General features: G+C 71.6%; 20 protein-coding genes and 2 tRNA genes. 13 read left to right on the forward strand and 9 right to left on the reverse strand.

Going from position 1 to position 24,467, the window contains the following annotated elements:
- The first annotated feature begins 219 nt into the window (after positions 1 to 219).
- The 6 genes from Actob_RS38160 (at position 220) to Actob_RS38185 (ending at position 3,472) form a co-directional block, all read left to right on the forward strand.
- Complete coding sequence (locus Actob_RS38160; protein WP_284916836.1) at positions 220 to 1,143, forward strand: ABC transporter ATP-binding protein; 924 nt, start codon at positions 220 to 222, stop codon at positions 1,141 to 1,143.
- A gap of 73 nt (positions 1,144 to 1,216) precedes the next feature.
- Positions 1,217 to 2,056 carry an ABC transporter permease gene (locus Actob_RS38165; protein ID WP_284916837.1) on the forward strand — a complete coding sequence of 280 codons (840 nt, stop codon included), beginning with the start codon at positions 1,217 to 1,219 and terminating at the stop codon, positions 2,054 to 2,056.
- 7 nt (positions 2,057 to 2,063) lie between these two features.
- Positions 2,064 to 2,306 carry a helix-turn-helix transcriptional regulator gene (locus tag Actob_RS38170; protein WP_284916838.1) on the forward strand — a complete coding sequence of 81 codons (243 nt, stop codon included), beginning with the start codon at positions 2,064 to 2,066 and terminating at the stop codon, positions 2,304 to 2,306.
- Between the two features lie 39 nt (positions 2,307 to 2,345).
- The gene (locus tag Actob_RS38175) at positions 2,346 to 3,140 is read left to right on the forward strand and encodes a fumarylacetoacetate hydrolase family protein (RefSeq protein ID WP_284916839.1); all 795 of its coding nucleotides are present in this window, start codon (positions 2,346 to 2,348) and stop codon (positions 3,138 to 3,140) included.
- Between the two features lie 132 nt (positions 3,141 to 3,272).
- Positions 3,273 to 3,344: transfer RNA gene (locus tag Actob_RS38180), tRNA-Gln, on the forward strand.
- Positions 3,345 to 3,399: 55 nt separating this feature from the next.
- A tRNA-Glu gene (locus tag Actob_RS38185) sits at positions 3,400 to 3,472 on the forward strand.
- Between the two features lie 897 nt (positions 3,473 to 4,369).
- Here the strand turns inward: Actob_RS38185 and arfB are convergent.
- The gene (arfB, locus tag Actob_RS38190) at positions 4,370 to 4,780 is read right to left on the reverse strand and encodes an alternative ribosome rescue aminoacyl-tRNA hydrolase ArfB (RefSeq protein ID WP_407653742.1); all 411 of its coding nucleotides are present in this window, start codon (positions 4,778 to 4,780) and stop codon (positions 4,370 to 4,372) included.
- 115 nt (positions 4,781 to 4,895) lie between these two features.
- On the opposite strand from arfB, the gene Actob_RS38195 reads away from it, so the two are divergent.
- From Actob_RS38195 to thrS, 5 genes are all read left to right on the forward strand, one after another.
- Positions 4,896 to 6,218: a M16 family metallopeptidase gene (locus tag Actob_RS38195; protein ID WP_284922474.1), complete on the forward strand. Its 1,323-nt coding sequence runs from the start codon at positions 4,896 to 4,898 to the stop codon at positions 6,216 to 6,218.
- Positions 6,215 to 7,555 carry a M16 family metallopeptidase gene (locus tag Actob_RS38200; RefSeq protein ID WP_284916841.1) on the forward strand — a complete coding sequence of 447 codons (1,341 nt, stop codon included), beginning with the start codon at positions 6,215 to 6,217 and terminating at the stop codon, positions 7,553 to 7,555. The genes Actob_RS38195 and Actob_RS38200 overlap by 4 nt, the downstream gene beginning before the upstream one ends.
- A 63-nt stretch (positions 7,556 to 7,618) precedes the next feature.
- Complete coding sequence (locus Actob_RS38205) at positions 7,619 to 8,614, forward strand: endonuclease/exonuclease/phosphatase family protein (RefSeq protein WP_284916842.1); 996 nt, start codon at positions 7,619 to 7,621, stop codon at positions 8,612 to 8,614.
- Positions 8,611 to 9,147 (forward strand): GNAT family N-acetyltransferase, encoded by a 537-nt coding sequence (locus Actob_RS38210; RefSeq protein WP_284916843.1) that lies wholly within the window; start codon positions 8,611 to 8,613, stop codon positions 9,145 to 9,147. The genes Actob_RS38205 and Actob_RS38210 overlap by 4 nt, the downstream gene beginning before the upstream one ends.
- Positions 9,148 to 9,285: 138 nt before the next feature.
- A complete protein-coding gene (thrS, locus tag Actob_RS38215) occupies positions 9,286 to 10,488 on the forward strand; it encodes a threonine--tRNA ligase (protein WP_284916844.1) in 1,203 nt (400 codons plus the stop codon).
- Here the strand turns inward: thrS and cimA are convergent.
- Positions 10,467 to 12,041 carry a citramalate synthase gene (gene cimA, locus Actob_RS38220; protein ID WP_284916845.1) on the reverse strand — a complete coding sequence of 525 codons (1,575 nt, stop codon included), beginning with the start codon at positions 12,039 to 12,041 and terminating at the stop codon, positions 10,467 to 10,469. The two genes, thrS and cimA, sit on opposite strands and share 22 nt — an antisense overlap.
- Before the next feature lie 249 nt (positions 12,042 to 12,290).
- On the opposite strand from cimA, the gene Actob_RS38225 reads away from it, so the two are divergent.
- Complete coding sequence (locus Actob_RS38225) at positions 12,291 to 13,034, forward strand: tyrosine-protein phosphatase (RefSeq protein ID WP_284916846.1); 744 nt, start codon at positions 12,291 to 12,293, stop codon at positions 13,032 to 13,034.
- 212 nt (positions 13,035 to 13,246) lie between these two features.
- Here the strand turns inward: Actob_RS38225 and Actob_RS38230 are convergent, their stop codons facing one another.
- Both Actob_RS38230 and Actob_RS38235 read right to left on the reverse strand, forming a co-directional pair.
- A complete protein-coding gene (locus Actob_RS38230; protein ID WP_284916847.1) occupies positions 13,247 to 14,344 on the reverse strand; it encodes a branched-chain amino acid aminotransferase in 1,098 nt (365 codons plus the stop codon).
- Positions 14,345 to 14,488: 144 nt separating this feature from the next.
- Positions 14,489 to 15,514 (reverse strand): 3-isopropylmalate dehydrogenase, encoded by a 1,026-nt coding sequence (locus tag Actob_RS38235; RefSeq protein ID WP_284922475.1) that lies wholly within the window; start codon positions 15,512 to 15,514, stop codon positions 14,489 to 14,491.
- A 413-nt stretch (positions 15,515 to 15,927) separates the two neighbouring features.
- Between Actob_RS38235 and Actob_RS38240 the strand changes: the two genes are divergently transcribed.
- Complete coding sequence (locus Actob_RS38240) at positions 15,928 to 16,263, forward strand: hypothetical protein (RefSeq protein WP_407653743.1); 336 nt, start codon at positions 15,928 to 15,930, stop codon at positions 16,261 to 16,263.
- Positions 16,264 to 16,518: 255 nt separating this feature from the next.
- On the opposite strand, the gene serA is transcribed toward Actob_RS38240, so the two are convergent.
- From serA to Actob_RS38265, 5 genes are all read right to left on the reverse strand, one after another.
- Positions 16,519 to 18,093, reverse strand: a complete 1,575-nt coding sequence (gene serA / locus Actob_RS38245; RefSeq protein ID WP_284916849.1) for a phosphoglycerate dehydrogenase — start codon at positions 18,091 to 18,093, stop codon at positions 16,519 to 16,521.
- A 289-nt stretch (positions 18,094 to 18,382) separates the two neighbouring features.
- On the reverse strand, positions 18,383 to 19,396 hold the full coding sequence (gene ilvC, locus Actob_RS38250) for a ketol-acid reductoisomerase (protein WP_284916850.1): 1,014 nt from the start codon (positions 19,394 to 19,396) through the stop codon (positions 18,383 to 18,385).
- Between the two features lie 27 nt (positions 19,397 to 19,423).
- Positions 19,424 to 19,942: an acetolactate synthase small subunit gene (gene ilvN, locus Actob_RS38255; RefSeq protein ID WP_185037550.1), complete on the reverse strand. Its 519-nt coding sequence runs from the start codon at positions 19,940 to 19,942 to the stop codon at positions 19,424 to 19,426.
- A gap of 91 nt (positions 19,943 to 20,033) precedes the next feature.
- Positions 20,034 to 21,863 carry an acetolactate synthase large subunit gene (locus Actob_RS38260; RefSeq protein WP_284916851.1) on the reverse strand — a complete coding sequence of 610 codons (1,830 nt, stop codon included), beginning with the start codon at positions 21,861 to 21,863 and terminating at the stop codon, positions 20,034 to 20,036.
- 145 nt (positions 21,864 to 22,008) lie between these two features.
- Positions 22,009 to 24,354, reverse strand: a complete 2,346-nt coding sequence (locus Actob_RS38265) for a putative bifunctional diguanylate cyclase/phosphodiesterase (RefSeq protein ID WP_284916852.1) — start codon at positions 24,352 to 24,354, stop codon at positions 22,009 to 22,011.
- Positions 24,355 to 24,467: the final 113 nt, after the last annotated feature.

Raw genomic sequence — 24,467 nt, forward strand, 5'->3', positions numbered from 1 at the left:
GAATGAGGTCCGCCACGGCGTGTTCTTCCGGCTCGGCCGGGGCGCCATCTCGGGTTTCACCAGATTTGAGTGGTTTGTGGAGCGTCCGGGGCCAGCCGAGCCCGGGCGCGCCGGGCAGCGCGAACCCCCACCGGGGTCCGAGCCCCAGCGTCAGGGAAACGACAGAAGCCATACGAAGCAATGTAGTACACCTACTACAAGTTTGATAGCGTGGTAGACATGGCGGAGGCGGTATTGCAGAGCACCGGCACGGACCCGCTGGTCGGCGAGCCGGTCATCGAGGTTCGTGACCTGCGGATGCGCTACGGGCCCAAGGAGGTCCTGGACGGCATCGGCTTCTCCGCCCGCCCCGGCGAGGTGATCGCGCTGCTCGGGCCGAACGGGGCGGGCAAGACCACCACCATCGAGATCCTGGAGGGCTTCCGGCGCCGGTCAGCCGGTCACGTCCGGGTGCTCGGCAGCGACCCGGAGCACGGCGACGAGCGCTGGCGGGCCCGGCTCGGCGTGGTCCTGCAGTCCTGGCGGGACCACGGTAAGTGGCGGGTGCGCGAGCTGCTGGAGCACATCGGCGGGCACTACGCGCCGTTCGGCACCGCCCGCACGCCCCGGCCGTGGCCGGTCGACGAGCTGCTCGCCGCGGTCGGCCTGACCGCCGCCGCGCGGACCCGGGTCAGCCGGCTCTCCGGTGGCCAGCGGCGCCGGCTGGACGTGGCGATGGGCATCGTGGGCCGGCCCGAGTTGCTCTTCCTGGACGAGCCGACGGTCGGCTTCGACCCGGCCGCGCGGCGCGAGTTCCACGACCTGATCCACGAGCTGACCGACATGGCCGACACCACAGTGCTGCTCACCACGCACGACCTGGACGAGGCGGAGAAACTCGCCGACCGGATCCTGATCCTCTCGGCCGGGCGGATCATCGCGAGCGGCTCGGCCGACGAGCTGTCCCGGCAGGTGGCCGGCGAGACCGAGATCCGCTGGACCCGTGACGGGCAGCGGTTCGTGCACGCCACCGCGGACGCGACGGCCTATGTGCACCGGCTCTTCCTGCAGCACGGCACCGCCATCGGCGACCTGGAGGTGCGCCGCTCCAGCCTGGAGGACACGTACATGAAGCTGGTGCACGAGACGGAGGGCCCGCGATGAACCAGCTTGCGAGCGAATCCATGAGCCCGGTCGTCGAGTCATCGCGGCGCCGGAGCGCAGCGGAGGTGACGCGATGACCCCGATCACGATGGGCCTGCGGCGCGGCTGGACCGAGCTCCGGCACACCTGGACCACCCCGATGGACCTGTGGGCCTACCTGTTCCCGGCGATCCTGCTGCTCGGCACGGTCTTCTTCATGCGCGGCTCGACGGTGCCCGGCACCTCGTTCTCGCTCGGCGCCCGCACGCTGCCCAGCGTCTTCGGCATGGGCCTGGTGATGGGCGGCCTGATGACCACGGCACAGCAGCTGATCGTGGACCGGGAGGACGGCACCCTGCTGCGCGCCAAGGCCGTGCCGAACGGGATGACCAGCTACCTGTCCGGCAAGGTGGTGCTGGTCGGCGGGATGACGCTGATCGGCTTCCTGCTCCAGCTGATCCCCGGGCTGTTCCTGGTGGACGGCCTCGCGGTGGACGGCGGCGGCTGGCTCACCCTGGCCTGGCTGGTGCCGGTCGGGTTCGTGGCCACCCTGCCGCTGGGCGCGGCGATCGGCGCGCTCTTCGACGACCCGCGCAACATGGGCCTGGTGATGATGCCGCTCTTCGGGCTGATCGCGGTCTCCGGCATCTTCTACCCGATCGGCGGCATGCCCGGCTGGCTGCAGGGTCTGGCGCAGCTCTTCCCGCTGTACTGGCTAGGGTTGGGCATGCGCTCGGTCTTCCTGCCCGACTCCCTGGCGGCCGTGGAGATCGGGCATTCCTGGCGGCACCTGGAGACGTTCGGGGTGCTGGTCGTCTGGGCGGCGATCGGGATGGTGCTGGCTCCGGTGCTGCTGCGCCGGATGGCCCGGCGGGAGTCCGGCTCGGCGGTGGCCGCCCGGCGGGAGCGGGCCCTGACCCGGATCGGGCGCTGAGGGAGCGATGGCAACCGAGATCACGTACAACCGGATCGCGATGCTCCGCGCCGAGCGGGGCATCTCGCGGCGGCAGCTGGCCGACGCCCTCGGCGTGCACTATCAGACAGTGGGCTACCTGGAGCGCGGCGAGTTCAGCCCGAGCCTGCACCTGGCCCTGCGCATCTGTCAGTACTTCGAGGTTCCGGTCGAGGTGGTGTTCGCCCTGGAGCCGTTCCCGCGACTCGGTGCCACCTCCCAATCGGCGTAGATTTCAGGGGTCCGTCCATTACGAAGATGGGGATTACCCGTGCGCTTCGCCCGTTTTGTTCATGCCGCTGGAGTGTCGTTCGGCGTCGTCGAGGGTGACGGCGCCTCCGGCCTCACGGTGGCCGAGATCAGCAGCCTGCCCTTCGAGAAGGTCGTCCGCACCGGCCAGCGGTGGGCCCTCCCGGACGTCCGGCTGCTCGCGCCGATCTTCTCCAGCAAGGTGATCGGTGTCGGCCGCAACTACGCCGAGCACGCCGCCGAGCTGGGTAACGAGGTGCCCAAGGAACCGCTGATCTTCATCAAGCCGTCCACCTCGGTGATCGGCCCCGGCGACGCGATCCGGATCCCCTCGGTCACCACTCAGGTCGAGGAGGAGGCCGAGCTCGCCGTGGTGATCGGCGCGACCGGCGCCCGCCGGGTCGACCGGGCCGGCGCCGCGAAAGCGATCTTCGGCTACACCTGCGCCAACGACGTCACCGCCCGCGACCTGCAGCGCAAGGACCCGCAGTGGACCAGGGCCAAGGGCTTCGACTCGTTCTGCCCGCTCGGCCCGTGGATCGAGACCGAGCTCGACGTCAGCGACCTGGAGGTGCGCTGCGAGGTGGGGCGCAACCCGGAGAGCATGGAGGTCCGGCAGATCGGCCGGACCAAGGACATGGTGTTCGACATCCCGGGCCTGGTCTCGTATGTGTCGCACGTCATGACGCTGCTGCCGGGCGACGTGATCCTCACCGGAACGCCGGCCGGGGTGAGCCAGATCGTGCCCGGCGACACGGTGTCGGTGAGCGTGCAGGGCATCGGCGAGCTGCGCAACACCGTGGTCGCGCAGGACTGAGCGCCGGACGCTCGCTTCCGGCCACCGCCGGTGAGCTGCGCCGACGCCGGCGGGGAGCAGTTTGGGTAACCCGATTTGGCGGCCGGGGAGGGCTCGGGTAAAGTTCTCTCCGGCGCGGCAAGCCGGGCCAAATGGGGTATGGGGTAATTGGCAGCCCGACTGATTCTGGTTCAGTTAGTCTAGGTTCGAGTCCTGGTACCCCAGCGTTACCAACCTCCGGGTTGGTGCCGCTGGAGCGCTTCGGCGCAGCAGCAGTTCTGGTCCCGTCGTCTAGCGGCCTAGGACGCCGCCCTCTCAAGGCGGTAGCGAGGGTTCGAATCCCTTCGGGACTACTTCAGAGCAACGGCTCGCATCCATCGGATGCGGGCCGTTTCGCGTTTCCGCGGCTTTTTTCGGTACGACTGGGAGCCCCGTGGTGGTCGGCTCGCGATGCCCGGCCCCCTAGCGGCCGCGGCGCGTGTCGTGCGGGTCCGCCTGCGTGTCGCGCGGGGCCGCCCCGGCCCGTGTGCGTCACCACGGCTGGCCTTGACGGTGGTGTCCCGGCCGACGGCCCTGGGCTGGTGCTCACGGTGGTCTCCGGGGCCCGGAGACCACCGTCACGACCAGCCGCCATCCCCCGGCTGGCGCCCACGGTGGCATCGCCAGGCCGGAGACCACCGTCACGACCAGCCGCAGACCCGGGCTGGTGGTCACGGTGGTATCCCGCGGCCGGACACCACCACCACGACCAGCCGGCAAACCCCGGGCTGGTAGTCACGGTGGTATCCCGCGACCGGACACCACCACCACGACCAGCCCCAGACCCGGGCTGGTAGTCACGGTGGTATCCCGCGACCGGACACCACCACCACGACCAGCCCCAGACCCGGGCTGGTAGTCACGGTGGTATCCCGCGACCGGACACCACCACCACGACCAGCCCCAGACCCGGGCTGGTAGTCACGGTGGTATCCCGCGACCGGACACCACCACCACGACCAGCCCCAGACCCGGGCTGGTAGTCACGGTGGTATCCCGCGGCCGGACACCACCACCACGACCAGCCCCAGACCCGGGCTGGTAGTCACGGTGGTATCCCGCGACCGGAGACCACCACCACGACCAGCCGCAGGCCCGGGCTGGTGGTCACGGTGGTGTCGCGCGGCTGGAGGCCACCACCACGACCAGCCGGCGAGCCCCGGCTGGTGGTCGCGGGGGTGCGGGGTGGGCGTACCGGAAAGGGTGGGTGGTCAGTCGGTGGGGAAGGAGCGGCGGTTGCGCTTGGTCTGGGCGCGCTGCTTCTTGGCGGTGATGCGGCGTTCGACGGAGCCCTTCGTCGGGCGGGTGGCCCGGCGGGCCCGGGGTGGGGCGGCGACGGCCGAGGCGACCAGGTTGCCCAGGCGGGCCGCGGCGGCCTCGCGATTGCGCAGCTGGGAGCGGTGTTCGGAGGCGGTGACGGTGAGCACCCCGGACACCAGGCGGGTGCCGAGGCGCTCGGCGGCGCGCTCCTTCAGCGTGGTGGGCAGCAGGTCGGAGCCGAGCAGGTCCCAGGACAGCTCGACCCGGGAATCGGTCGTGTTGACGCCCTGACCACCGGGGCCGCCGGAACGGGAGAAGCGCCAGGCGAGCTCCGCCGCCGGAATGGTCAGGCGATCGTTCACCCGTACGTCCTCAAGCACGCGGCAAGCATGGCACCCGGACGGCAAGCGCGCCACGGGGTTGTCAATCGATCCGGACCTGGGTGCCCGGGCGGTTTTCGAAACGGGAAGGGGCATGATGGTTCGGGTGACGTCCCCATCCGCACCGGTCGCCACGACCGGGTATCCGTGGCCCATCGAAACCACGCGGCTGGCGAACGGCCTCCGGGTCGTCGTCAGCGAGGACCGGACCGCACCGGTCGTCTGCGTCAATCTCTGGTACGACGTCGGCTCCCGGCACGAACCGCCCGGCCAGACCGGTTTCGCCCACCTCTTCGAGCACCTGATGTTCGAGGGTTCGCAACACGTGAAGAAGACCGAGCACATGAAGCTCGTGCAGGGCAACGGCGGCTCGCTGAACGCCACCACCAACCCGGACCGGACGAACTACTTCGAGAGCATGCCGGCCGAGCACCTGGAGCTGGCGCTGTGGCTGGAGGCCGACCGGATGGGCGGCCTGGTCCCGGCGCTCACCCAGGAGACCCTGGACAACCAGCGCGAGGTGGTGAAGAACGAGCGCCGCCAGCGGTACGACAACGTGCCGTACGGTGACGCGTGGTTGCGCCTGTTGCCGCTGCTCTACCCCGCCGGGCATCCGTACCACCACGCCACGATCGGGTCGATGGAGGATCTGAACGCGGCCGGCCTGGACACCTTCAAGGCGTTCCACCAGCAGTACTACGCGCCGAACAACTGCGTGCTCACGGTCACCGGGGACGCCTCGCCGGCCGAGGTGTTCGCGCTGGCCGAGAAGTACTTCGGGGCGATCGACCCGGTGCCCGACATCCCGGCGGCGCCGCCCGGGCACCTGGCCGGTCCGGCCACCGAGCCGGTGCGGGAGACGGTCACCGCCGCGGTGCCGGCCGCGCGGCTCTACGTGTCGCACCGGACGTACCCGTTCGGCACGGCCGGGTACGACGCGGTCACCGTGCTCGCCACCGTGCTGGGCAGCGGCCGTGGCAGCCGGCTCTACCAGCGGCTGGCCGACGGCAAGCGGATCGCCCAGCCGGACTACATCGGGGCGTACGGGGTCGACCTGGCGCACGCCCCGGCGCCGCTGATCGTCACCGCCACCGCCAAGGACGGCGTCCCGGTGGAGACCCTGGAGGACGGGCTGACCGAGGTGCTGCAGAGCCTCCTCGACGAGCCGGTCACCGACGACGAGCTGAACCGGGCCAAGGCGCTGCTGACCACCAGCTGGTGGCGGCAGGTGTCGACGGTCGGCGGGCGGGCCGACACGCTCGGGCGCTACGCCACCCAGTTCGGTGATCCGGCGACTGCCGGGTACCGGCTGCCGGCCTGGCAGGCGGTGACCGCCGACGACATCGCCGAGGCGGCCGCGCGCACGCTGCAGCCCTCGTCCCGCGTCACGCTGACCTACCTGCCAGGGGAAGAGAAATGAGCCTCGTCACCACCCGCCCGGAGCCCGGCACCGCCCGGCCGTACGCGTTCCCGGCCGTCCGCCGGGTCACCGCGCACGGTGGCACGGTGATCGCCGCGCACCTGCCCGGCCAGGTCCTGGCCACCGCGATGCTGCTGCTGGACGCGAGCGCCGCCCGGGAGGCCGAGGGCCGCGAGGGCACCGCCACCGTGCTGGCCAAGTGCCTGGAGGAGGGCACCGAGAAACGGGACTCGGCGGCGTACGCGCTGGCGCTGGAGGGGCTCGGCGCCGAGCTCGTCCCGTCGGTGGACTGGGACACGTTCCGGGTCGGCGTCTCCGCCCCGGCGCCGCGGCTGGCCGGCGCGGTCCGGCTGGCCGCCGAGGCCGCCCGCACCCCGAAACTGGATCCGGCCGACGTGTCCCGGGTCCGCGACGACGAGGTGACAGCGCTGCGGATGGACTGGGCGCAGCCCGGCCCGCGGGCCGACGCCGCGCTGCGCGCCGACCTGTTCGGCGCGGACGGGCGGTACCGCCGCCCGCTGCACGGCGATCCCACCTCGCTGGCCGCGGTGACCGTCGACGACGTGCTCGCCTTCCATCGGGAGTGGATGCTCCGGCCGGGCGTGCTGCTGGTCGCCGGTGACCTGGACGGGCTGGACCTGGCCGAGCTGGCCGAGGCGGCGTTCGCCGGCACCACCGGGCAGGCGCTGGCGCTGGACGCGCCGCTGGGCCTGGCGATCCCGGAGCGCCCGCACGTGATCCTCGTCGACCGGCCCGGGTCGGTGCAGTCCACGCTGCGGATCGGGCACCGCTCGCCGGAGCGCGCCACCCCCGACTACGTGCCGATGACGCTGGCGGCCACGGTGCTCGGCGGGGCGTTCACCTCCCGGCTGAACCATTTGATCCGGGAGGTGAAGGGGTACACGTACGGCATCCGCGGGTCGTACGCGATGACCCGCCGGGCCGGGCGGTTCGAGGTGGCGGCCGGGGTGCAGACGGCGGTGACCGCCCCGGCGATCCGGGACACCCTCGGCGAGATCCGGCGTACCCAGCAGGACGGGGTCACCGAGGCGGAGCTGGCGGTGGCGCGGTCCTGGCGGGCCGGGCAGCTGTCGGTGGAGATGCAGACCCCGGGCGCGATCGTCGGCGCCCTGGCCACCCTGGTGGTGCACGGCCTGCCGGACGACTACTACGAGACGCTGCGCCGGGAGTACCTGGGGGCGACCGTCGAGCAGGTCTCCGCGGCCGCCGCCCGGCACCTCGCCGTCGACGGCCTGAGCCTGGTCGTGGAGGGCGACGGCGCCGCGATCCGGGACGAGCTGGCCGAGTTCGGCGAGGTGACCGAGGGCCGCGTCTAGGTACTGGTGTGAGCTGGGCCGCGTCTCCGCCTGCCGGTGGCGCGGCCCGGCTAACGTCGCCGCATGACGATCACCGACGAGCCGGTCGAGACGCGGCCGGCCCGCCGCGGAGTCGGCACGGTTCTGCTCTGGCTGCTGCTGATCCCGGCGCTCTGCTGGGCGGTGCTCCGGCTCGGCGGGTGGGATCGGGGGCCGCTGATCCCGCTGATGGCCTTCACGCCGTACGTCGCGGTCTGGTCCCTGGTTCCGCTGCTCCTGACCTTGGTCCTCCGGCGCCGGGCGGCGGCAGCGGTGGCTGCCGTGGTCGCCGCGACGCTCGCGGCGTGCGTGCTGCCGCGCGCCCTGCCGGACCTCGACAGGGGTGCCACCCGGGGTGTCACGCTGCACGTGATGACGTCGAACCTGCTGTTCGGCGGCGCCGACGCGAGCGAGGTCGTCCGGCTGGTGCGGGAGAACGACGTGGCGGTGCTGGCCGTGCAGGAGTTCGCGCCGCGGGCGGAGACGTCGCTGGCCGCGGCCGGTCTCGGCGAGCTGCTCCCCTACCACCAGCTGGCGCCCGAGGAGGGGGCCAGCGGCACCGGGCTGTACTCGCGGTACCCGTTGGCCGGGCCGGACGCGAAACGCAACAGCGGCGGCTTCCAGCAGACCTGGGGGACGATCCAGCCGCCCGGCGCGGTCCCGGTCCAGATCGAGTCGGTGCATCCGCTCGCACCGTCCGCTCCGGACACCTACCACGGCTGGCGCACCGACCTGGCGAACGAGCCGAGGTCGGACGGCGACAACCCGCGGCGGGTCCTGCTCGGCGACTTCAACGCGACGCTCGACCACGGCCCGCTGCGTGAACTGATCTCGCACGGGTACCGCGACGCGGCGGACACCGTCGGCAAGGGCCTGATCGGTACCTGGGGACCCTACGACGGGGACCCGATTCCGCCGGTGACCATCGATCATGTACTGGTCGACGAAGAGATCGGGGTACGAGACGTGTCGGTGCACGACGTACGGAACTCCGACCACCGCGCGGTGGTCGCCGAACTGACCCTGCCGGCGGCGTCATGACCGCCGTCGTCCGCGCGCTGACCCTGGAGGACGTGCCGGAGCTGACCGCGGTGCTGGTCGGCACCCGGGACTACCTGGCGCCCTGGGACCCGATCCGGGACGAGAGCTTCTACACCGAGGCGGGCCAGCGCCAGGTGATCACCGACCTGCTGCGCGCCGGCAACGCGCTGCCGCACGTGATCCTCGACGAGGGCCGGATCGCCGGCCGGATCAACCTGAACAGCATCATCCGCGGCCCGTTCCAGTCGGCCAGCCTCGGGTACTGGGTGGCGGAGCGGCACGCCGGGCGGGGGCTCGCCTCGGCCGCCGTCGCCGAGGTGCTGCGGCTCGCGTTCACCGAGTACGGGCTGCACCGGGTGGAGGCGGGCACGCTGCTGCACAACGAGCGGTCGCAGCGGGTGCTGCTGAAGAACGGGTTCGAGCGGTTCGGGATGGCGCCCCGCTACCTCCACATCGCCGGTGAGTGGCAGGACCACTACCTGTACCAGATCGTCGCGGAAAACTGGTTGGCCGCCAAAAACCGTGCCGTCTAGTCTCTGCGGCATGCACAGCAGCGTGAACACGACCACGCCGGGACACCCCGGCGTCGAGTCGCGCTGACTTCACGACCCCGGGCGATCCGCTCGGGGTCTTCTGGGTCGATCGCGCGGGGCCTCACCAAGGAGACCCTGATGATCGACCATCGCCGGCTCGGCCGCGAACTGGACCTCTTCGACTCCGATCCGCTGATCGGCGCCGGCCTGCCGTTCTGGCTGCCGGCCGGCGCGGCGGCCCGCCACGAGGTGGAGTCCTATCTCCACGAGCTGGAGCGCCGCAACGGCTACCAGCACGTCTACTCCCCCGTCATGGGGAAACGGCAGATGTACGAGTTGTCCGGCCACTGGGCGAACTTCGCCGACGACATGTTCCCGCCGATGCCGGTCGGCGACGACGAGCTGGTGCTGCGGCCCAGCATGTGCCCGCATCACGCGCTGATCTTCAAGGCCCGCCAGCGGTCGTACCGGGACCTGCCGTTACGCGTCGCCGAGCTGGGCCAGATGTACCGGCAGGAGCGCTCCGGCGTGCTCGGCGGGCTGTCCCGGGTCCGTTCGATAGCGCTCAACGACGCGCACCTGTTCTGTGCTCCCGAGCAGGCCGCCGCGGAGGTCGCCGGGGTGCTGCGGCTGATGCGGGAGGCGCACGCGGCGCTCGGCCTGCGGCCGGCCTCCTACCGGCTGTCGCTGCGCGGGCCGGGGAAGGACTACGGCGGTTCGGAGCAGGGGTGGGCGGCATCGGAACGGTTGCTGCGGGGCGCGCTCGCTGACGAGGGCTTCGCGTACGCGGTGGCGCCCGGTGAAGCCGCCTTCTACGGTCCGAAGATCGACGTACAGGTACGGGACGCGGCCGGCCGGGAGTGGACCATCGCCACCGTCCAGATCGATGACCACCAGCCGCAGCGGTTCGGGCTGTCGTACATCGACGCGTCGGGGGCGAAGGCAAGGCCGGTGATGGTGCACCGGAGCCTGGCGGGATCGATGGAGCGCCTGTTCGGGCAGCTGATCGAGGAGCACGGCGGGGCGTTCCCGGTCTGGTACGCCCCGGTCCAGGTGGCCGTGCTGCCGGTCGGCGCCGAGTCGTCGTTCGCCGCGTCGGCCGTCGCCGCGGGACTGCGCGCCGCGGAGTTGCGGGACGGCTCGCTCGGTGCCCGGATCAGGGCGGCGGCGAAGGTGCCGTACCTCGCGGTGATCGGCGCCCGGGAGGCCGAGGCGGGCCTGGTGTCGCTGCGGCTGCGGGACGGACGGCGGCTGGACCCGATGCCGGAGGCGGCGGCGATCGCCCTGATCAGCGCGGTCGCCGCCGCCCGGAAACCGGATCAGCTCCTGCTCAACCCGTAGGTAAGCGCGTCCACGAGGGCGGTCCAGCTCGCCTCGACGACGTTCTCGTGGACGCCGACGGTGGTCCACTCGCGGGCGTGGTCGCCGGTCTCCACCAGCACCCGGGTGATCGCGTTGGTGCCGTGGCTGCCCTCCAGGATCCGCACCTTGTAGTCGTTGAGCTCGAACGACTTCAGGGCCGGGTAGTGGTTGGCGAGCGCGGTGCGCAGCGCCTCGTCCAGGGCGTTGACCGGGCCGTTCCCCTCCGCGGTGGCGATCACCCGCTCGCCCTTGACCCGGACCTTGACGGTCGCCTCGGAGATCACCTTGCCGTCCTCGCGGTGCTCGACCAGCACCCGGTACGACTCCAGCTCGAACGGCCTGGCGACGTCGGCGCCCGGCAGCTCGCCGCGGACCAGCAGCTCGAACGAGGCGTCGGCGGCCTCGAACGACCAGCCGACCGCTTCCAGGTCCTTCACCTTCCGGGTGACGGCGGAGAGGGTGTCCGGATGGCCGGCCAGGTCGATGCCGAGCTCGCGACTCTTGAGCTCGATGCTGGCCCGGCCGGCCATCTCGGTGACCAGGATCCGCATGTCGTTGCCGACAACCGACGGGTCGACGTGGTTGTACAGCAGCGGATCCACCTTGATCGCGCTCGCGTGCAGGCCCGCCTTGTGGGCGAACGCCGCGGCCCCGACATAGGCCTGGTGGGTGTCGGGGGCGATGTTGGCGATCTCGGCGAGCGCGGTGGAGACCCGCGTCGCCTTCTCCAGGCATCCGTCCGGTAGGACCTTCAGCCCGAGCTTGAGTTGCAGGTTGCTGACCGTGGCGAACAGGTCGGCGTTGCCGGGGCGCTCGCCGTACCCGTTCGCGGTGCACTGGAAGTGGCGTACGCCGGCCTCCACCGCGGCGACCGTGTTGGCGACCGCGCAGGCGGTGTCGTTCTGGCAGTGGATGCCGAGCCGGTCCGCGCTCACCCCGGTACGCTCGACGACCTCGGTGATCGCCTTGGTGACCATCGAGGGGAGCATGCCGCCGTTGGTGTCGCACATGACCACCCGCTCGGCGCCGGCGTCGATGGCGGTCTTCACCACGCTCGCCGTGTAATCCGGGTCGAAGCGGAAACCGTCGAAGAAGTGCTCACAGTCGACGAACGCCCGGCGCCCGCTGGCGACCAGGTGCCGCACCGTGTCCCGGACCATCGCCAGGTTCTCCTCGCCGGTGGTGCGCAGCGCCCGCTCCACGTGCCTGATGTCCGACTTGGCCACCACGCAGACCACCGGGGTGCCGGCGTCCAGCAGCGCCTGGACCTGCGGGTCGGCGGCCACGTCCACGCCGGCCTTGCGGGTCGCGCCGAAGGCGACCAGCACCGCGTGCTTGAGGTCGAGCTCGGTCTTCGCCCGTTCGAAGAACTCGGTGTCCTTGGGCATGGCCCCCGGCCAGCCGCCCTCGATGAAGCCCACACCGAACTCGTCCAGCAGGCGCGCGACCGCGAGCTTGTCGGCGACCGTGTAACTGATTCCCTCGCGCTGCCCACCGTCGCGCAGCGTCGTGTCGAACACCTGGTAGTCCATGGGGGAGTCCTTTCCGTCGGTCACCCACACAACAACAAAAAGACCCCCCGCGGATGCGGGAGGTCTGCGCGTCGGCGAGGAGTCAGCCGGCGCGCTAGGTGCGAATAATCAGCACGAGGTGGGTCACGGTTGCAGCATGCCACGCGCACGCCGCGTGAGACGGGAAAACCCAAAACCTGGGACGGTACGGCGAGCCGCTGTGCCCGAGGCCACGGCCGGACGATCGACGGCGGAAGATAGGTTGGGCACGTGGTTGCCGAACAGTACTCGCGAAACCTGGGCTTCTCCGCGACCTACAACTTCCGCGACGTCGGCGGATACCGCGGCCTCGACGGCCGCCGGGTGCGCTGGCGCCGGCTGTTCCGGGCCGACTCGCTGCACCGCATCGGCGAGGAGGACGCGGCGGCGTTCACCGCTCTCGGCGTCCGGACCGTGATCGACCTGCGCCGTCCCACCGAGGTGGAACGCTTCGGCCGGGTGCACGACAGGTACGGCGTCGACTACCGGAACCTGGTGCTCAAACACATCGACTGGGAAGAGGTCGAGCACCCGGAGGGCACGGCGCACGAGCGCTGGCTGGCCGACCGCTACCTGAACTTCGCCGAGGACGGCCGGGAGGCGATCCTCGACTCGCTGCGCCTGATCGCCGACCCGGTCGCCGCGCCGGTGGTGGTGCACTGCATGGCCGGCAAGGACCGGACCGGCACCATCTGCGCGCTGACCCTGTCCCTGCTGGGCGTCTCCGACGAGGACATCGCCGCGGACTACGCGCTGACCACCGAGGCGATGGCCCCGCTCACCGCCTACCTGCTGAAGACCAGCCCGGAGGCGGTGCGGGGCAACGAGCACATGTTCGACTCCCCGCCCGCGGCCATGCTGATGTTCCTCGACGACTTGCGCGCCCTGCACGGCTCGGTCGAGGGTTACGTCCGCGAGATCGGCCTGACCGGCACCGAGATCGCCGCCCTGCGCCGCCACCTGCTGGAGGACTGAGCGCGGCTGAGCAGACCGCCACCACCCTGCTGGCGGACCGAGCGCGGCTGCGCAGACCGCCAGGACGAGCGGGCCGGGGCGCCGGTGGTCGCGCGGGGCGGGCCGCTCGTACCGGAAATCGGGCGGACCGGGAGGACCGGCGGCCGGAAAGGCAGAAGCCTGCCGCGACCGCTGGTGGGCGGCCGGGGCAGGCTCCGGCGGGAAAGGGCGGGTCAGGAGACGCGGTGGACCCAGCCGAAGGTGTCCTCGGCGCGGCCGCGCTGGATGTCGACGAGCTCCTTGCGCAGGCCCATCGTCACCTCGCCGGGGCCGCCGTCGGCGACGGTGAAGTCGCCGTCCAGGCTCCTGATGGTGCCGATCGGGGTGATGACGGCGGCGGTGCCGCAGGCGAACGCCTCGCGGACCCGGCCGGAGGCGGCGCCGTCGCGCCACTCCTGGAGGCTGATGGCCCGCTCCTCGACGCGGCGGCCGGCCCGCTCGGCCAGCTTGATCACCGAGTCGCGGGTGATGCCGGGCAGGATGGTGCCGGTCAGCGGCGGGGTGACCAGGGTGCCGTCGTCGAGGACCAGGAAGACGTTCATGCCGCCGAGCTCGTCGATGTACTTGCGCTGCACCGCGTCCAGGTAGACGACCTGGTCGCAGCCGTGCTCGATGGCCTCGGCCTGGGCGGAGAGGCCGGCCGCGTAGTTGCCGCCGCACTTGGCCGCGCCGGTGCCGCCGGGGGCCGCGCGGGTGTAGTCGGGGGTGACCCAGACGGACACCGGCTTGACGCCACCGGAGAAGTACGGCCCGACCGGGGAGGCGATGACCAGGAAGAGGTACTCCAGAGCCGGGCGGACGCCGAGGAAGACCTCGCTGGCGTAGGCGAACGGGCGCAGGTAGAGGCTGCCGTCCTCGTCCTCCGGCAGCCACTTGCGGTCGATCGCGATGATCTCGTGCAGCGACTTGAGGAAGATCTCCTCGGGCAGCGCCGGCATCGCCATCCGCTGGGCCGAGAGCTGGAACCGGGCGGCGTTCGCCTCCGGGCGGAACATCGCGACGCCGCCGTCCGGCAGCGTGTACGCCTTCAGCCCCTCGAAGATCTCCTGCGCGTAGTGCAGGACCGCGCTGGCCGGGTCCATCGGGATCGGCGCGCGCGCCTCGACCCGGGGCTCGTACCAACCCTTGCCGTCGGCATAGCGCACGGTGACCATGTGGTCGGTGAAGATCCGGCCGAAGCCCGGGTTGGCCAGCAGCGCGGCGCGCTCGGCGTCCGCCACGGGCGCCGGGTTCGGACGGATCTCGAATTCGAGGCTGTCACCACCGCTCATGACAACAGGACCTGCTTTCTGCGGAAACGATGAAGAGGGGCACCCGTAGTGCGCCCATGAATGTACCCCGAACGGTCGTTAACACAACGGCCGCGAGGTTGACGCCCGAGTAACCAGAGACTCGGGCGTTCCAGGGAGAAGGCGTCAGAGCGCGGCGGCGACCCGGTCGCCGACCTCGGCGGTCCGCAGCGGCGCACCCGGCACCCGGGACGCGACCTCGGCCGCGACCGCCTCGGTCACCCGGGCCGCCTCGGCGTGCCTGCCCAGGTGCTCCAGCAGCAGCGCGCCGGAGAGGATGGCGGCGGCCGGGTCGGCGATGCCCTTGCCGGCGATGTCCGGGGCGGAGCCGTGCACCGGCTCGAAGGTCGACGGGAACTTGCGCTCCGGGTTGACCGAGCCGCTGGCCGCCATGCCGATGCCACCGGTGACGGCGGCGGCGATGTCGGTGAGGATGTCGCCGAACAGGTTGTCGGTGACGATCACGTCGTAGCGCTGCGGGTTGCTGACCATGAACATGCTGGCCGCGTCGATGTGCTGGTACTCCGTGGTGACCTCGGGGTACTCGGCGGCGACAGCGGCGAACGTGCGGGCCCACAGGTTGCCGGCGTGGGTCAGCACGTTGGTCTTGTGCACCCAGGTGAGGTGACGGCGGTCGCGGCGCTGGGCGCGCTCGAACGCGTCCCGGATCACCCGCTCGACGCCGTGCCGGGTGTTCAGGCTCTCCTCGGTGGCGATCTCGGCGGGGGTGTCCCGGTGCAGGACGCCGCCGGCGCCGACGTAGAGACCCTCGGTGCCCTCGCGGACCACCACCATGTCGATCTCGCCGGGCTTCACGCCGGCGAGCGGGCTGACGGTGCCGGGCCAGAGCTTGGACGGGCGCAGGTTCACATACTGGTCGAACTCGAAGCGGAGCTTGAGCAGCAGGCCGCGCTCCAGGATGCCCGGCGGGACGCTCGGGTCGCCGATCGCGCCGAGCAGGATGGCGTCGTGGCCGGCCAGCTCGGTCTGGACCGAGGCGGGCAGCACCTCGCCGGTGCGGTTGTAGAGCCGGGCGCCCAGGTCGTACTCCTGGTAGTCGACGCCGGGGAGGACGGCGTCAATGACCTTGCGGGCCTGCGCGGTCACCTCGGTACCGATGCCGTCGCCGGCCACCACCGCGATCCGCGCCACGCTCACGTTCGTCTCCCTGCACACGTCCGGATAATCAGCACTCACGGTAACGCTTTATCCCGAAGCCCGGAACGATGGTCCCAGCTTTTGAGCGGCGGCGACGTTTTCGCTGGAGGTGCCCGGGCGTTCCCCGCAAAGGGCCCGGACGCGAACAACCCCCGGACCGCGGCAAACGGTCACGGGGGTTGATGCGACGAGTACGCGTGGCTCGGTCCCGCCGGAACGCGCGACCCGACGGCGGACTTCGTCACCCGAAGACGTGCCCACCCGGGACGCGCGGCTGGGGACAACGCTAGCGATGCGGACTAAAGACGCGCAAGACGCATCCCCGCGTGTCGGCCCACGGGTTCGCACTCCGGGGGCGGCGGTGATGGCACCATGCGCCGGTGAGTTTCGACCTAGTGGTGTGGGCGATGGCCCCCGCGGCGGCGCCGGATCAGGTGCGGGCCGCCAACGCGCGGTGCGCCGAGGGCGTCCACCCGCAACGCCCGGCCGACCCCCGCGTCGTCGCCTTCTACGACGCACTGACCAGCAGTTACCCGGATCGTGGCCCGCGCGCGACGGGGCCCGGCTCGCCGTGGGCGAGCGCGCCGCTGCACGCCGCCGCGGACCACATCCAGATGCGGCTGGACGAGAACTGCCCGGACGTGGTGCTGGAGACGATCGAGCGGCTCGCCGCCGAGCTGAACCTCGACCTGCTGGACCTCCAGGACGGCACGGTCTACCCGCCGCCGGTCCGCGCCCACTGACGGCCCGCGGCCGGGGCCCACGGTGGTCGTCCGGCGCCGGCCGCCGGTCCGGGCCACCGGCAGCCCACGAGCCGGGCCCCACGGTGGTCATCGGGTGGCGACCGCCGGTCCGGGCCCGCAGGCAGGCCACGGGCTGGTCCGTACGGTGCCATCGGGTGGCGACCGCCGGTCCGGGCCCGGAGGCAGGCCACGGGCTGGTCCGTACGGTGGTCTCGGGCGCCGGGACACCACCGTGCGGACCAGCCGCTGAGGGGGTCAGACGGTGCGCAGGTCGACGGCGGCGGAGTTCGAGGAGCCGATCTCGGCGGCGACCGTGGCGAGCAGGTCCGGGTCGACCGACGAGTCGATGGTCAGCGTCATCAGCGCGTCGCCGCCGGCCGCCCGCCGGGAGACCCGCATCGCGCCGATGTTGACGCCGGCCCGGCCGAGCGTGGTGCCGATCCGGCCGACCACGCCCGGGTGGTCCCGGTAGCGGAACAGCAGCAGCACGCCGTCGGCCGGCAGGTCCAGCTCGAAGCCGTCCACCTCGACCAGCTTGCCCGCGGCGCCGGCCACCGCGACCCGGCGGCCGTCCGGCAGGGCACCCCGTACGGTGATCAGGCTGGAGTGTTCGCCGGCGTCCTCCGACGTCGCCAGCTCCACCTCGACGCCCCGGTCGGCGGCCAGCTGCGGGGCGTTCACGTACGTCACCCGCTCCGCCACCACCGACGCGAAGAGCCCCTTCGTGACGGCCAGCCGCAGCACCGTGACGTCGTGCGCGGCGAGTTCCCCGGCCACCTCGACGGTCACCCCGGCGGCCACTCCCCCGGCGACCGCGGTGAACACCCGGCCGAGCTTCTCGGCGAGCGGCAGCAGCGGCGTGACCTCCTCGTCGACCGCCCCGCCGGCCCGCACGTTCACCGCCTCCGGGACGAACTCGCCGCGCAGCGCCAGCCGTACGCTGCGGGCCACCGCGAGCCCGGCCTTGTCCTGCGCCTCGACGGTGGACGCGCCCAGGTGCGGGGTGACGGTGACGGTGTCGAAGGCGAACAGCGGCGACTCGGTGAGCGGCTCGGTCGCGAACACGTCCAGCCCGGCACCGGCCACCCGGCCGTCGGCGAGCGCCTCGGCCAGCGCCCGCTCGTCGACCAGGCCGCCGCGGGCCGCGTTCACGATCCGTACCCCGGGTTTGACCTCGGCCAGCTCCTTCTCACCGATCAGGCCGACCGTCTCCGGGGTACGCGGCAGGTGCACCGAGATGAAGTCGCTCTCCCGGATCAGCTCGGGCAGGGTGACCAGGCGGACGCCGAGCTGGGCGGCACGGGCCGGCTGCACGTACGGGTCGTAGGCGATCAGGGTGGCACCGAACGCGGCCATCCGCTGCGCCACCAGGACGCCGATCCGGCCGAGGCCGACCACGCCGACGGTCTTGCCGTAGATCTCCACGCCGGTGTAGGCGGAGCGCCGCCACTGTCCGGCCTTGAGCGCGGCGCTGGCGCCGGCGGTGTGCCGGGCGGTGCAGAGCAGCAGCGCCACCGCCTGCTCGGCGGCCGAGATGATGTTGCTGGTCGGGGCGTTCACCACCAGGACCCCGCGGGCGGTGGCGGCCGGGATGTCGACGTTGTCCAGGCCGACCCCGGCCCGCGCCACGACGCGCAGGTAGGGAGCGGCTCGCAGGGCCTCGGCGTCGATCCGGGTGGCGCTCCGGACGATCACCGCCTCGGCCTCGTGCAGGGCGTTCAGCAGCGCGGGCCGGTCGGTGCCGTTCACCGTGCGAACCTCGTGTTCGGCGGTGAGCACCTCGATCGCGGCGGGCGCCAATTCCTCAGTTACCAGGACGACGGAAGTCATCGACTCTCCATCCGGGTTCATCGGATCGACGGACTCAAATGGTACGAAGATTCCCGGATGCCGGTTCAGTTCACTCACGTGACCGGGTTTCGATCTCCGGAACCACCCGCGGGCAGTGCAGGGTCCGGCGATCGCTTTGGACGCGCCAGCGGCCAGATCGGCGGGCCCGGCCCGCGCGGGAGCATGCGGTCCGCACCCCGCAGGGCCCGCGTACAGGAAGAATGTGACCTTGATTTTGGGTACGAAAAAGCGCCCGGTCACGATCGACCGGACGCTATTTCCAAAGAAACTACGCCGTCTCGGTGATCGGGCGGTCCACCCAGCTCATCATGCCGCGCAGCTTCTTGCCGGTGACCTCGATCGGGTGAGCGGCGCCCTCCTCGCGGAACTTCTTGAGCTCCGGGCCGCCGGCCTCGTCGTCGGCGATCAGGCGGCGGGTGAACTCGCCGGACTGGATGTCGGACAGGATCGCCTTCATCTCCTTCTTGGTCTCCGCGTTGATCACGCGGGGGCCGGAGACGTAGTCACCGAACTCGGCGGTGTCCGAGACGCTGTAGCGCATCCGGGAGATGCCGCCCTCGTACATCAGGTCGACGATCAGCTTGAGCTCGTGCAGGCACTCGAAATACGCGATCTCCGGGGCGTAACCCGCCTCGGTGAGCACCTCGAAACCGGTCTGCACCAGCGCCGCGGTGCCGCCGCAGAGAACTGCCTGCTCGCCGAAGAGGTCGGTCTCGGTCTCCTCCTTGAACGTCGTCTTGATGACGCCGGCGCGGGTGCCGCCGATCGCCTTCGCGTACGACAGGGCGAGCGCCTGGCCGGTGCCGTCCGGGTCCTGCTCGACGGCGATCAGGGCGGGCACGCCCTTGCCGTCCACGTACTGGCGGCGGACCAGGTGGCCGGGGCCCTTCGGGGCGACCATCGCGACAGTGACGTCGGCCGGCGGCTTGATCAGCTCGAAGCGGATGTTCAGGCCGTGGCCGAAGAAGAGCGCCTTGCCCGCGGTCAGGTTCGGGGCGATCGACTCGGCGTAGATCTTGCGCTGCGCGGTGTCCGGCGCCAGCACCATGATCACGTCGGCCCAGGCGGAGGCCTCGGCCGGAGTCTTCACCGTGAGGCCCTGCTCCTCGGCCTTCGGCCGGCTCTTGGAGCCCTCCTGCAGACCGACCACGACCTCGACGCCCGAGTCGCGCAGCGACAGCGAGTGGGCGTGGCCCTGGCTGCCGTAGCCGATGACGGCGACCTTCTTGCCCTGGATGATCGACAGGTCGGCGTCGTCGTCGTAGAAAACTTCGGCGGTCATGACTTCCTTCTTCTCTGGTCGGGAAAACTAGGCGGCACGGAGGGCGGGGCCCGTGGTGATGGAACGGGAACCGCGGCCGATGGCCACCAGACCCGACTGAACCATCTCTTTGATGCCGTACGGCTCGAGGTCGCGCAGCAGCGCATCCAGTTTGTCGGGGTTACCGGTGGCCTCGATCGTCAGGGTGTCCGGAGCGACGTCGATCACGCGCGCCCGGAACAGCTCGACGGTCTCCAGCACCTGGCCACGCTGCGCCCGATCAGCACGCACCTTGACCAGCAGGAGTTCACGCTGGACCGACTGCGCCGGGTCCAGCTCCACGATCTTCAGGACATTGACCAGCTTGTTGAGCTGTTTGGTGACCTGCTCCAGCGGGGACGACTCGGCGTCCACCACGATCGTGATGCGGCTGACGTCCGGGTTCTCCGTCTCGCCGACCGCCAGGGAGTCGATGTTGAAGCTCCGCCGGGAGAACAGGCCGCTGACCCGGGCCAGCACACCGGGCTTGTTCTCGACCAGCACGCTGAGCGTGTGCTTGCTCGTCAACTGAGTTCTCCTTCGTCATGTCCTTCTGGCCCTCGCGCGCAAGGCCGTTCGTCCGCCGCGGGTGGGTACGGCTCGGTGCGGGCGGCCATGACTAGAGGTCGTCCTCATCGAACGTGGGACGCACGTCCCGGGCGAACATGATCTCGTCGTTGCTGGTGCCGGCCGCGACCATCGGCCACACCATGGCGTCCTTGCCGACGGTGAAGTCGATGACCACCGGGGCGTCGTTGATCTCCATGGCCTGCTGGATGACCTTGTCGACGTCGTCCTTCGACTCGCAGCGCAGGCCGATGCAGCCGAGTGCCTCGGCCAGCTTCACGAAGTCCGGGATGCGGTGCTTGTGCGTGCCCAGCTCGGTGTTGGAGTACCGGCCGTCGTAGAACAGGGTCTGCCACTGCCGGACCATGCCCAGGTTGCCGTTGTTGATCACGGCGACCTTGATCGGGATGCCCTCCAGGGCACAGGTGGCCAGCTCCTGGTTGGTCATCTGGAAGCAGCCGTCACCGTCGATCGCCCAGACCTGGGTGTCCGGCTGGGCCACCTTGGCGCCCATCGCGGCCGGGACGGCGTACCCCATGGTCCCGGCGCCGCCCGAGTTGAGCCAGGTGCCCGGCTTCTCGTACTTGATGAACTGGGACGCCCACATCTGGTGCTGGCCGACGCCGGCACAGTAGATCGCGTCCGGGCCGACCAGCGCGCCGATCCGCTCGATCACGTACTGCGGGGCGAGGGTGCCGTCGGTCGGCTCCTCGTAGCCCAGCGGGTAGCGCTCGCGGATGTCGTTGAGCGTGTTCCACCAGGTCGGGTACTGCTCGACGCCGCCGGCGGTGGAGGACACCGCGGCGATCAGCTCGTCGATCACGTGCCGGGCGTCACCGACGATCGGGACGTCGGCGTGCCGGTTCTTGCCGATCTCGGCCGGGTCGATGTCGGCGTGCACGACCTTGGCGTCCGGCGCGAACGAGTCCAGCTTGCCGGTGACCCGGTCGTCGAAGCGGGCACCCAGGGTGACCAGCAGGTCCGCCTTCTGCAGCGCGTAGACGGCGGGCACCGTGCCGTGCATGCCGGGCATGCCCAGGTGCTGCGGGTGCGAGTCGGGGAACGCGCCGATGCCCATCAGCGTGGTGACCACCGGCATGCCGGTCAGCTCGGCCAGCTTGCGCAGGCCGTCGGTGGCGCCGGCCTTGAGGACGCCGCCGCCGACGTAGAGCACCGGGCGTTTGGCCGCCGCGATCAGCCGGGCCGCCTCGCGGATCTGCTTGCCGTGCGGGTGCAGGGTCGGGCGGTAACCCGGCAGGTCCAGGGTCGGCGGCCAGGAGAACGTGGTCTGCGCCTGCAGCACGTCCTTCGGGATGTCGACCAGGACCGGGCCGGGCCGGCCGGTGGCCGCCAGGTGGAACGCCTCGGCGACGATCCGGGGCAGCTCCTCGGCCGTCTGGACCAGGAAGTTGTGCTTGGTGATCGGCAGCGTGATGCCCTGGATGTCCGCCTCCTGGAAGGCGTCGGTGCCGATCGCCGGGCGGGCCACCTGGCCGGTGATCGCCACGATCGGGACCGAGTCCATGTAGGCGTCGGCGATCGGGGTGACCAGGTTCGTCGCGCCCGGGCCGCTGGTCGCGATGCAGACCCCGACCTTGCCGGTGGCCTGCGCGTACCCGGTGGCCGCGTGCCCCGCGCCCTGCTCGTGCCGGACCAGGATGTGCCGGACCTTCGAGTCGTACAGCGGGTCGTACGCCGGCAGGATGGCCCCGCCCGGGATGCCGAACGCGACCTCGACGCCGAGCGCCTCGAGCGAGCGGACGAGCGCGCCGGCACCCGTGGTGGCTACCGGCGTCGTGACGGCCGGAGCGGTGTTCACGGCCGCCGCGACGGTGGCCGGAGTGGCTCGATGGGCGAGGGTTTCAGGCGTGGGTCTCGTCATGGCAGTTCAGACCTTTTCGGGTTGGCGTCCAGCACTTGAGCAACAAAAAAGGCCCACGTGCAGAAAGCACGGGACCTAGCGCACCCTCCTGGTGGTCAGGAGCGGTGCGCTTTAGATAAGTACTCGGGACGCGAAGCACATGCGGCTAACCTTGCCTCATCTCACGGTCCGAGTCAACTGATCCCACATTTTGATCACCAGCCGGCGCGGTGAATCCCGGATCGGTCGGCAGCAACGCTCTGAGCTGCCGCATTCCGGGACCGAGCCGCACCAGCTGACTGCGGGCCGGCGCGGTGGCGGTGGGCGCCGGGCGCGGCGCCGGGAGCGGCCGCGGGCCGGTCGGGCGCAGCGCTCTCAGGCGGGACTCGAGGTGCTCGGCCGGGACGCCCCAGCCGAACAGCGAACCCTGCCCGAGCCGGCAGCCCGCCTCCTCGACCACCCCGCGCTGGGCAGGCGTGCCGATCCCCTCGGCCAGCACCTCCAGCCCGAGCCGGTGACCCAGCCGGACCACCACGTCGACCAGCGGGGCGGCGGTACCGGTCCGGGACTCCGGCTCGGCCACCAGGGCGTGATCGATCTTGAGAATGTCCACCGGAAGAGTGCGCAACTGGGTGAGCGACGAATAGCCGGCGCCGAAGTCGTCGAGCGCGATCCGCACCCCGGTCTCGCGCAGCTCGGCCAGCCGGCGGACCAGCTCCTCCATGTCGGTGGCGACCGCGTGCTCGGTCACCTCCAGCACCAGCCGCTGCGGCGGGACGCCCAGCTCGGTGAGGATGTCGGCGACCTGGGCGGCGTAGTCGGCGTTGTGCAGCTCCTTGGGCGACAGGTTCACCGACATCCAGATGTCGTGACCGGCCGCCAGCCAGTCGGCGAGCTGCCGGCAGGCGTTCTCCAGCACCCAGGCGCCGATCCGGTTGATCAGGCCGGACTCCTCGGCCACCGGGATGAACTCGTCGGGCCGGACCGGGCCCAGCTCCGGGTGGGTCCAGCGGAGCAGCGCCTCGCAGCCCACCGGGCGCATCGACGGCAGCGCCACCACCGGCTGGAAGACCAGGCGCAGCTGGTCGCGGTCGATCGCGTGGCGCAGCTCGCCGGTCAGCGTGCCGCGGCGGCGCAGCAGCTCGTCGTAGCCCGCCTGGTACTGCTCGACGCGGTTCTTGCCGCGCTGTTTCGCGTAGCGCAGCGCCAGGTCGGCGTCGTGCAGCAGCTCACCGGTGGAGGCCACGCCGACGCTGGCGGAGAGGAAGATCTGGCCGCCGTCCACCTCGTAGGGCTCGCCCAGCACGGCGAGCAGCCGGTGCGCGGCCAGCACCGCCTCGTCGTCGTCGCCGTGCATCAGCACCGCGAACTCGTCGCCGCCGAGCCGGGCCGCCACGTCGCCGGCCAGCAGGTTGCGCCGGAGCCGGGCGCCCACCTCGGCCAGGACCGCGTCGCCGACGTCGTGGCCGCGCAGGTCGTTGACGGTCTTGAAGCCGTCCATGTCGATGCCGATCAGCGCCCGCGGTCCGCCGTCGGCCTTCAGCGCGAGTTGCAGGCCGCGCCGGTTCGCCAGGCCGGTGAGCGGGTCGGTGTGCGCCAGGTCGCGGAAGTGCTTCTCGCGCTGGCGCAGCTGGACCGTGTAGCGCCGGACGTCGTCCAGGGCGAGGAACTGCCGGGCCACCAGGGCCAGCCCTTCCACGCTGATCCCGAAGTATCCGTACGCGTCGAGCGTCCCGCCCCGCGCCAGATGCCAGCCGAGCGCGGCGACCACGCCGAGCATCGGGACCACCGCGTACGCCCCGCCGCGCTCCAGCACGTCGCCGGTGACCTGGACCGGCCGGTCGGCGGCGCGCACCGCCCAGGCCACCAGGATCAGCCCGGCGCCGAGCAGCAGCACCGAGGTGAGCACCAGCTCGTCGCCCCGCCGGCAGATGCCGCCGGACACCCCCGCCGAGGCGATCGCGGTCAGGCTCACGCCGGCGCCGACGCGGACGCTGTGCCGCCGCGGCCGGTGCCCGTGCAGCGCCAGCACCCCGGTCAGGCCCAGCCCGACCACGGCGAGCAGGGCCGGCAGGATCACCGCCGCGCACTGGTACGGCGTGGCCGAGCCGAGGATCCGGATCGGCCGGGCCAGCAGCACCCAGCCGACGAACCAGATCGCCGCGGCGATGACCAGCCCGTCCAGCACGTGCCGGAGCGCGGCGGCCGGGCCGCGGGCCGCACCGGGCAGCGCGACCGTGCCGGCCAGCAGCGTGACGGTGCCGAACGCCATGCCGACCGCCATCAGCGTGGCCAGCGTCCGGCTGCCCGTGACCAGGTCGTCGTGGTGGTGGTGCGCGGTGAGCAGTGCGGTGGCCAGGCCGGCCAGCGCGGCCGCGGTGACCAGCGCCCCACCGGCCGCCAGCAGCAGGTGGGCGCGGCGGGCGGCGCCGGTATGCCGGCGTCCCGACTGCCCGAGCAGGGCGACCGCCGGGACGGCGGCGAGCAGGCCGGCGAGGCCCGCAAGCTCCATACCGGACGGTGAGTGCACGGACACACTTTGCCGGATCTCCCTCGATCGCGAAACCCTTCGCGTCCCGCGCTGTGGACGTCCCTGGCTATCGACGCCCTGGCCGGTGGCACTAT

Source organism: Actinoplanes oblitus, from assembly GCF_030252345.1.
In the GTDB taxonomy this organism is placed as follows: Bacteria; Actinomycetota; Actinomycetes; order Mycobacteriales; family Micromonosporaceae; genus Actinoplanes; species Actinoplanes oblitus.

Coding starts and splice junctions, on each gene's coding strand:
- Actob_RS38160 (WP_284916836.1), top strand. CDS start 220: ATGGCGGAGGCGGTATTGCAGAGCACCGGCACGGACCCGCTGGTCGGC.
- Actob_RS38165 (WP_284916837.1), top strand. CDS start 1,217: ATGACCCCGATCACGATGGGCCTGCGGCGCGGCTGGACCGAGCTCCGG.
- Actob_RS38170 (WP_284916838.1), top strand. CDS start 2,064: ATGGCAACCGAGATCACGTACAACCGGATCGCGATGCTCCGCGCCGAG.
- Actob_RS38195 (WP_284922474.1), top strand. CDS start 4,896: ATGGTTCGGGTGACGTCCCCATCCGCACCGGTCGCCACGACCGGGTAT.
- Actob_RS38200 (WP_284916841.1), top strand. CDS start 6,215: ATGAGCCTCGTCACCACCCGCCCGGAGCCCGGCACCGCCCGGCCGTAC.
- Actob_RS38205 (WP_284916842.1), top strand. CDS start 7,619: ATGACGATCACCGACGAGCCGGTCGAGACGCGGCCGGCCCGCCGCGGA.
- Actob_RS38210 (WP_284916843.1), top strand. CDS start 8,611: ATGACCGCCGTCGTCCGCGCGCTGACCCTGGAGGACGTGCCGGAGCTG.
- thrS (WP_284916844.1), top strand. CDS start 9,286: ATGATCGACCATCGCCGGCTCGGCCGCGAACTGGACCTCTTCGACTCC.
- cimA (WP_284916845.1), bottom strand. CDS start 12,041: ATGGACTACCAGGTGTTCGACACGACGCTGCGCGACGGTGGGCAGCGC.
- Actob_RS38230 (WP_284916847.1), bottom strand. CDS start 14,344: ATGAGCGGTGGTGACAGCCTCGAATTCGAGATCCGTCCGAACCCGGCG.
- Actob_RS38240 (WP_407653743.1), top strand. CDS start 15,928: ATGGCCCCCGCGGCGGCGCCGGATCAGGTGCGGGCCGCCAACGCGCGG.
- serA (WP_284916849.1), bottom strand. CDS start 18,093: ATGACTTCCGTCGTCCTGGTAACTGAGGAATTGGCGCCCGCCGCGATC.
- ilvC (WP_284916850.1), bottom strand. CDS start 19,396: ATGACCGCCGAAGTTTTCTACGACGACGACGCCGACCTGTCGATCATC.
- Actob_RS38260 (WP_284916851.1), bottom strand. CDS start 21,863: ATGACGAGACCCACGCCTGAAACCCTCGCCCATCGAGCCACTCCGGCC.
- Actob_RS38265 (WP_284916852.1), bottom strand. CDS start 24,354: ATGGAGCTTGCGGGCCTCGCCGGCCTGCTCGCCGCCGTCCCGGCGGTC.